Origin of the sequence: Rhodopseudomonas infernalis, from assembly GCF_022271405.1 — a bacterium.
In the GTDB taxonomy this organism is placed as follows: domain Bacteria; phylum Pseudomonadota; class Alphaproteobacteria; order Rhizobiales; family Xanthobacteraceae; genus Rhodopseudomonas; species Rhodopseudomonas infernalis.
The window spans coordinates 71,572-78,942 of the sequence record NZ_JAJNAL010000026.1 but is presented as its reverse complement, the minus strand read 5'-3'; the positions used below and the strand labels follow the sequence as shown (position 1 = coordinate 78,942).

Below are 7,371 nucleotides of genomic sequence, written 5' to 3'. Positions count from 1 at the left end.
GGGGGGGGGGGGGGGGCCCCCCCCGCCCGCGGGGGGCGCCCCCGCGAAGAGTTCATCCGCTGTGCCCGCGGCTCACCCCACCCCGTCGCGCAGCCCGCTACGCGGGCTCCGCGCCGACCCTCCCCCTCCAGGGGAGGGTGAAGATGCGTACGTGGGAGGAGCCTCGCCATGTCACGGCTGAAGCTTCTCACCTTGCAGTTGCTGGTCGCGGTCGTGGCGCTGGCGATCTGGCAGATCTTCAGCACGGTGCCGATTGCCGGCAAGCTGTGGTTGCCGCCGTTCTTCTTTTCGACGCCGGTGGATGTTGCGGGGCAGGTTGTCGCCTGGTTCGCCTCCGGCGTGATCTGGAAGCATCTCTGGATCACGCTGTGGGAGTCGCTGCTCGCGTTCGGCATCGGCTCGCTCGCGGGCGTGCTGGTCGGGTTCTGGTTCGCGCGGCAGCCGCGCGTCGCTGCGGTGTTCGATCCCTATGTGAAGATGGTCAACGCGTTGCCGCGGGTGGTGCTGGCGCCGATCTTCACGCTGTGGCTCGGGCTCGGGATCTGGTCCAAGGTCGCGCTCGGCGTCACGCTGGTGTTCTTCGTGGTGTTCTTCAACGTTTATCAGGGCGTCAAGGAAACCAGCGCCACGCTGGTCGACAATGCGCGGATGCTGGGGATGAGCGAGCGGCAGATGATGCGCCACGTGTTCTGGCCGTCGGCGCTGTCCTGGATGTTCTCGTCGCTGCACACCGCGATCGGTTTCGCGGTGGTCGGTGCGGTGGTCGGGGAATATCTCGGCGCTGCGGCCGGGCTCGGCTATCTGATCCAGCAGGCCGAGGGATCGTTCGACGTCGCCGGCGTGTTCGCCGGGATGTTCGTGCTGTCGGTGTTCGTGATTGTCATCGACCTCGCCGTCAGCCTGGTCGAGCGGCGCCTGCTGGTGTGGCGGCCGCAGCCGAGCGGGCAGCCGGCAGACTAGAGCAATGCGCAGCTTTGACATATTGTCCTGATTGCTTCGTCCGGGGAGAGCAAACGCCATGAAGGCCGGTTTCAAGTTCATCGCCACGGCGCTCGCCGCGGTCCTGCTCACCGCCGGCGCCGCGTCGGCGCAGAGCAAGGTGACGATCGCGATCGGCGGCGGCGCCTGCCTGTGCTATCTGCCGACGGTGCTGGCCAAGCAGCTCGGCGAATACGACAAGGCCGGGCTGAGTGTCGAACTGGTCGACCTCAAGGGCGGCTCGGACGCGCTCAAGGCCGTGCTCGGCGGCAGCGCCGACGTCGTCTCCGGCTATTTCGACCACACCGTCAATCTCGCCGCCAAGAAGCAGGAGATGCAGAGCTTCGTGGTGTACGACCGCTATCCGGGGCTGGTGCTGGCGGTGTCGCCCGGCCACACCACGGAGATCAAGTCGATCAAGGATCTCGCCGGCAAGAAGGTCGGCGTCAGCGCGCCGGGCTCGTCGACCGACTTCTTCCTGAAGTATTTGTTGAAGAAGAACGGCGTCGATCCGAACAATGTCTCGGTGATCGGCGTCGGCCTCGGCGCCACCGCGGTGGCAGCGATGCAGCAGGGCCAGATCGACGCCGCGGTGATGCTCGATCCGGCGGTGACCATCCTGCAGGCCGCCCACGCCGACCTGCGCATCCTCAGCGACACCCGCACCGAGCACGACACCCGCGAAGTGTTCGGCGGCGACTATCCGGGCGGCGCGCTGTATGCGACCACGGCCTGGATCAAGGCGCATCCCAAGGAGGCGCAGAGCCTGACCCATGCGATCCTCGGTACGCTGGCCTGGATCCATGCGCACTCGGCAGAGGAGATCGCCGACAAGATGCCGCCGAACATCGTCGGCAAGGACAAGGCGCAATATGTTGCGGCGCTGAAGAATACGCTGCCGATGTACTCGACCACGGGTCTGATGGACCCGAAGGGCGCGGACGCAGTGTTGGCGGTGTTCAGCACCAGTTCGCCGGACGTGGCGAAGGCGAATATCGACGTCACCAAGACCTATACCAATGCCTTCGTCGAACAGGCAGCGAAGACCAGCGGTACGGCCAAGTAGGTGCAGGCGTGAACGCTGACGTCCCAGTTACCATTCACCGTGTGACCCATCTCGATCTGTGGGTGAGCGACCACGTCTGGCCGTTCGCGGAGAAGCGCCGCGCCGACATCGACGCGCATTTTGCCGAGCGCCAGAGCGCGCAGCCGACGCTGTGGAACGGCCGCGTGCTGCTGGGACGGCAGCCGCGGTTCGACGGCGTGTACTTCAGCGCCGAGTATTTCGAGACCGACTTCGCCAGCTTCGTAGCCTGGCGCGATTGGGGCTTTCCCGATGTGTCGGTGTTCAACGGCTTCGGCATGGGCGTGATCCGCGCCAACGACGGCGCGATCGTGCTCGGCGTGATGGGCGCCCACACCGCCAACGCCGGCAAGGTGTATTTCGCCGGCGGTACGCCGGATCCCTCCGACGTTCGCAACCGCCGGCTGGAGATCGCCTCCAGCGTCGCCCGCGAAGTCAAAGAGGAAACCGGACTGTCGCGGCTCGATTATCACGCGGCCGATCACTGGCACTGCGTCGAGGCCGGCTCGCTGGTGGCGATGCTAAGGATTCTCGACGTCGACCAGCCCGGCGATGCGCTGAAGGCCCGGATTGAGCAATTTCTGGCGCGTGAGACGCAGCCCGAGCTGAGCGGCATCCACCTGGTGCGCTCCAAGGCCGATTTCGTCCCCACCATGCCCCGCTTCGTGACGGCGTATCTCACGATGCTGTTGCACGGCGACGATTAAGACTCGTCATTGCGAGGAGCGAAGCGACGAAGCAATCCAGCGCCAAGCATCGGGCTGGATTGCTTCGCTTCGCTCGCAATGACGGGGAGAGGGCGCGTGTCGTTCAGAGGCGAAGTAGCACTTAGCTCCGTCATGGCCGGGAAAAGCCAGGCCACGACGGCGTTTCTATGGGGGCGCCTCAGCCTCAGGCCCCAGCCTCAAGCCTTACCCGTGCGAATGCACGCCGAGGTCGTCGCGGGGGGTGATGCCGAGGCGGGTGAAGAGGGCGCGGTCCTTGCTGTCGCCGGGGTTCGGCGTGGTCAGCAGCGTGTCGCCGATGAAGATCGAGTTGGCGCCGGCCAGGAAGCACAGCGCCTGCATCTCGTCGCTCATCGCGGTGCGGCCGGCGGCGAGGCGGACGTCGGACTTCGGCATCATGATGCGCGCCAGCGCGATGGTGCGGACGAATTCGAACGGGTCGACCGGCGTCGCGGTCTTGGCGATCGGGGTGCCTTCGATCGGGATCAGCATGTTGATCGGCACGCTCTCCGGATGCTGCGCCAGATTGGCGAGCGTGCGCAGCATCTCGACGCGGTCGGTCGGCTTCTCGCCGAGACCGAGGATGCCGCCGCAGCAGACCTTGATGCCGGCGTCGTGGACCTTCTCCAGTGTATCGAGACGGTCCGAGTAGCTGCGGGTCTTCACCACGGAGGCATAGAACTCCTCGGAGGTGTCGACGTTGTGGTTGTAGTAGTCGAGGCCGGCGTCGGCGAGCTGCTTGGCCTGATCGTCGCTCAGCATGCCGAGCGTCATGCAGGCTTCCATGCCGAGCGCCTTGACGCCCTTCACCATCTCGATGATCGGCGCCATGTCGCGGTCCTTCGGCGAGCGCCACGCCGCGCCCATGCAGTAGCGCGTCGCGCCAGCGTCGCGCGCCGCCTTGGCGCCTTCGATCACCTTCTTAGGGTCCATCAGCTTGGAGGCGGGCAGGGCGGTGTCGTGGTGCGCCGACTGGCTGCAATAGCCGCAATCCTCGGCGCAGCCGCCGGTCTTGACGTTGAGCAGCTGATTGCACTGCACCGCGTTTGCGTCGAAGCTCTGGCGGTGAATGGTCTGCGCCCGAAAGATCAGATCGGCGAACGGCGCATGGTAGATCTCGGCGGCTTCTTCCCGGGTCCAGTCATGGCGCAGGGTCGGGGTGGCGGCGGCCAGCGAGGCCAGATCGATCGAGTTCAACGCATCGCTCCATGCTGTGTTGTCAGCTTGCGCAAAGCCATAAGGGGTTTCGCCCAGAGAGGAAACCCGCTCCGGCGCAGGGACGGGCCGACGATGGTTTAGGTCAGGATTTCTGACGTTTATTCGCGGATTTTGCCCATCATTTGCCGTTGCGAACCCTCGGTGAGGTCGTCTAGAAGGATAACTGTCCGGTCCGTCGGCGACTTGCGTCAACTCTCTTTCGTCAACCTTCCGTTATGGGTTGTCGCGCACGATATGGACCTCAAGGTGTCGGATATGGCGATTCGCGGCGACAAGGCTGGGATGAAGAGGACGGTGGCGATCGCCGCGTCCGCGATTCCGGCTGCGCCGATCGGTCATGCCGCGCTTCAGACCCTCGCGCTGATCACCCTCGCGCTTGGCGGGCTGCTTCTGCTTATTCGCCCCTGAGGGCCGTCTGGGCGCATGCGCCTGGGCACTCAGGGGATCGCAAGAATGCCAGACCCACTCGCGCCGAAATCTCCGCAGAGACGGCGCACCGAACCAAGGAATTCTTTCATGACCACGACTTCGAAGTCCGAGCAGGACCGCGTCATCATTTTCGACACTACCTTGCGCGATGGCGAGCAGTGCCCCGGTGCCACCATGACGTTCGAGGAGAAGCTGAACGTCGCCAAGATGCTCGACGACATGGGCGTCGACGTGATCGAGGCCGGCTACCCGTTTGCTTCGGATGGTGATTTCGAGGCGGTGCACGAGATCGCCAAGCGCTCGAAGAATTCGGTGATCTGCGGCCTGTCGCGCGCGGCCCACAAGGATATCGACCGCTGCGCCGAGGCGATCAAGCCGGCTGGGCGCGGCCGCATCCACACCTTCCTGTCCACCTCGCCGGTGCACATGAAGTACAAGCTGCAGATGGAAGCAGCCCAGGTCTACGAGATGGTGATCTCGTCGGTGACCCGCGCCCGCAACCACACCGACGACGTCGAGTGGTCGGCCGAAGACGCCACCCGTACCGAGTTCGATTTCCTGTGCCGCTGCATCGAGGCGGCGATCAAGGCCGGCGCCACCACTATCAACCTGCCGGACACGGTCGGCTACGCAGTGCCGGAGGAATATCGCGAGATGTTCCGCAAGGTGCGCGAAACCGTGCCGAACTCCGACAAGGCCCGGTTCTCGGTGCATTGCCACAACGACCTCGGCATGGCGGTGGCGAATTCGATGGCCGGCGTCGCCGGTGGCGCCCGGCAGATCGAATGCACCATCAACGGCATCGGCGAGCGCGCCGGCAATGCCGCGCTGGAAGAACTGGTGATGGCGATGCGGGTCCGTCAGGACAAGCTGCCCTACTGGAACAACATCGAGACCACGATGCTGACCCACGCCTCCAAGACGGTGTCGTTGGCGACGTCGTTCCCGGTGCAGTACAACAAGGCGATCGTCGGCCGCAACGCGTTCGCGCACGAGAGCGGCATCCACCAGGACGGCATGATCAAGAATGCCCAGACCTACGAGATCATGACGCCGGAGACGGTCGGCGTGAAGGGCACCTCGCTGGTGATGGGCAAGCACTCCGGCCGCGCCGGTTTGATCCACAAGTTGGAAGAGCTGGGCTACAAGCTGTCGCGCAACCAGATCGAGGACGTGTTCGTGCGGTTCAAGGCGTTGGCCGACCGCAAGAAGGACGTCTACGACGAGGACATCGAGGCGCTGGTCGACGAGCAGTTGCTGCACGGCCAGGACCAGATCAAGCTGACTTCGCTGACGGTGATCGCCGGCACCCACGGCCCGCAGCGCGCCACGATGAAGCTCGACGTCGATGGCCAGATCCGGATCGAGGAAGCCGAAGGCAACGGCCCGGTCGACGCGGTGTTCAACTGCATCAAGGCGCTGGTGCCGCACGAGGCCAAGCTGGAGCTGTACCAGGTCCATGCCGTCACCGAAGGCACCGACGCGCAGGCCGAGGTCTCAGTGCGTCTGGCGCACGAGGGCCGCTCGATGACGGCGCGTGCCGCTGATCCGGATACGCTGGTAGCTTCGGCCAAGGCCTATCTGGGCGCGCTCAACAAGATCGTCGCCAAGCGCCAGCGCGACATTCGGGTCGAGACGCCGGCGGTCGCGGTCGCCGGCTGATCCTCATCCGCCCGAGAATGTCCGTTATCGAACGCAGCGCCTCGGCGCTGCGTTTCGTTTGCGCTGCAGCAGCAGCACCCTGCGAAGTGGCAATGGCTTTTGCTCGCCATTCTCTGTATTGGGGACCGACCCATCGCGTCATTTGCGCGCATCGACAAAACGTAGCGCCCTTGGGCGCATCGATAAAAACGGAGGGGGATGTCCCATGCGTAAGCTGATTCTGTCCGCGGCTTCGGCCGCTATTCTGGCCCTGGTCGGTCCGGCCGCGGCGCAGACGCCGATCGTCATCAAATTCAGCCACGTCGTCGCGCCGAACACGCCGAAGGGGCTGGCGGCCGAGAAGTTCAAGGAGCTTGCCGAGAAGTACACCGACGGCAAGGTCAAGGTCGAAGTCTATCCGAACTCCCAGCTCTACAAGGACAAGGAAGAGCTCGACGCGCTGCAACTCGGCGCCGTGCAGATGCTGGCGCCGTCGATCTCGAAATTCGGCCCGGCGGGCGTCAAGGAATTCGAGGTGTTCGACCTGCCGTACATTCTTCCGGACATCGCTGCGCTGCGCAAGGTGACCAACGGCCCGGTCGGCGCCAAGCTGTTCAAGCTGCTCGACGCCAAGGGCATGACGGGTCTCGCCTATTGGGATAACGGCTTCAAGATCATGAGCGCCAACAAGAAGCTCGTGACGCCGGAAGACTACAAGGGCCTGAAATTCCGGATTCAGTCGTCCAAGGTGCTCGACGCGCAGTTCCGCTCGCTGGGCGCCATCCCGCAAGTGATGGCGTTCTCCGAAGTGTATCAGGCGCTCCAGACCGGCGTGGTAGATGGCCAGGAAAACACGCCGTCCAACATGTACACGCAGAAGATGCACGAAGTGCAGAAGTACACCACCGTGACCAATCACGGCTATATCGGCTATGCGGTGATCGTGAACAAGAAGTTCTGGGACGGCATTCCGGCCGATGTCCGCGCGCAGCTCGATAAGGCGATGGCTGAAGCCACCGAATACGGCAACAACCAGTCGCAGAAGGAAAATGAAGACGCCCTCGCGGAGATGAAGAAGTCCGGTAAGACCGAGATCATCACGCTGACGCCCGAGCAGAACGCCGCGATGCGCAAGGCGATGGCGCCGGTCTATGACGACGTCGGTGGCCGCGTCGGCAAGGCGCTGATCGCCGAATTCATCAAGGAGAGCGGCGGCGGCCCGACCAAATAAATCGGCCGGTTGGGCGCCCGCGTCGGCCGCGCGGGCGCCCGCTATAGTCCGGAGCGCGGTGCGCG

At 64.5% G+C, this 7,371-nt stretch carries 7 protein-coding genes; 6 read left to right on the top strand and 1 reads right to left on the bottom strand.

The features are described from left to right. The first annotated feature begins 168 nt into the window (after positions 1-168). The 3 genes from LPW26_RS17345 to LPW26_RS17335 are packed head-to-tail and all read left to right on the top strand — an operon-like array spanning position 169 to position 2,769. Complete coding sequence (locus LPW26_RS17345; protein ID WP_238736731.1) at positions 169-960, top strand: ABC transporter permease; 792 nt, start codon at positions 169-171, stop codon at positions 958-960. A 58-nt stretch (positions 961-1,018) separates the two neighbouring features. Then, positions 1,019-2,044, top strand: a complete 1,026-nt coding sequence (locus tag LPW26_RS17340; RefSeq protein WP_238736730.1) for an ABC transporter substrate-binding protein — start codon at positions 1,019-1,021, stop codon at positions 2,042-2,044. A gap of 8 nt (positions 2,045-2,052) precedes the next feature. Next, positions 2,053-2,769: an NUDIX hydrolase gene (locus tag LPW26_RS17335; RefSeq protein ID WP_238736729.1), complete on the top strand. Its 717-nt coding sequence runs from the start codon at positions 2,053-2,055 to the stop codon at positions 2,767-2,769. A gap of 204 nt (positions 2,770-2,973) precedes the next feature. Here LPW26_RS17335 and bioB read toward each other — a convergent pair whose 3' ends face one another. Next, positions 2,974-3,984 (bottom strand): biotin synthase BioB, encoded by a 1,011-nt coding sequence (bioB, locus tag LPW26_RS17330; RefSeq protein WP_238736728.1) that lies wholly within the window; start codon positions 3,982-3,984, stop codon positions 2,974-2,976. A 255-nt stretch (positions 3,985-4,239) separates the two neighbouring features. Here bioB and LPW26_RS17325 point away from each other — a divergent pair, with 255 nt between their 5' ends. The 3 genes from LPW26_RS17325 to LPW26_RS17315 all read left to right on the top strand — a co-directional run bounded on the left by LPW26_RS17325 (position 4,240) and on the right by LPW26_RS17315 (position 7,306). Further along, positions 4,240-4,413 carry a hypothetical protein gene (locus LPW26_RS17325; RefSeq protein WP_238736727.1) on the top strand — a complete coding sequence of 58 codons (174 nt, stop codon included), beginning with the start codon at positions 4,240-4,242 and terminating at the stop codon, positions 4,411-4,413. A gap of 108 nt (positions 4,414-4,521) precedes the next feature. Then, positions 4,522-6,096 carry a 2-isopropylmalate synthase gene (locus tag LPW26_RS17320; RefSeq protein WP_238736726.1) on the top strand — a complete coding sequence of 525 codons (1,575 nt, stop codon included), beginning with the start codon at positions 4,522-4,524 and terminating at the stop codon, positions 6,094-6,096. 205 nt (positions 6,097-6,301) lie between these two features. Further along, on the top strand, positions 6,302-7,306 hold the full coding sequence (locus tag LPW26_RS17315) for a TRAP transporter substrate-binding protein (protein ID WP_238736725.1): 1,005 nt from the start codon (positions 6,302-6,304) through the stop codon (positions 7,304-7,306). The last annotated feature ends 65 nt before the right edge of the window (positions 7,307-7,371 follow it).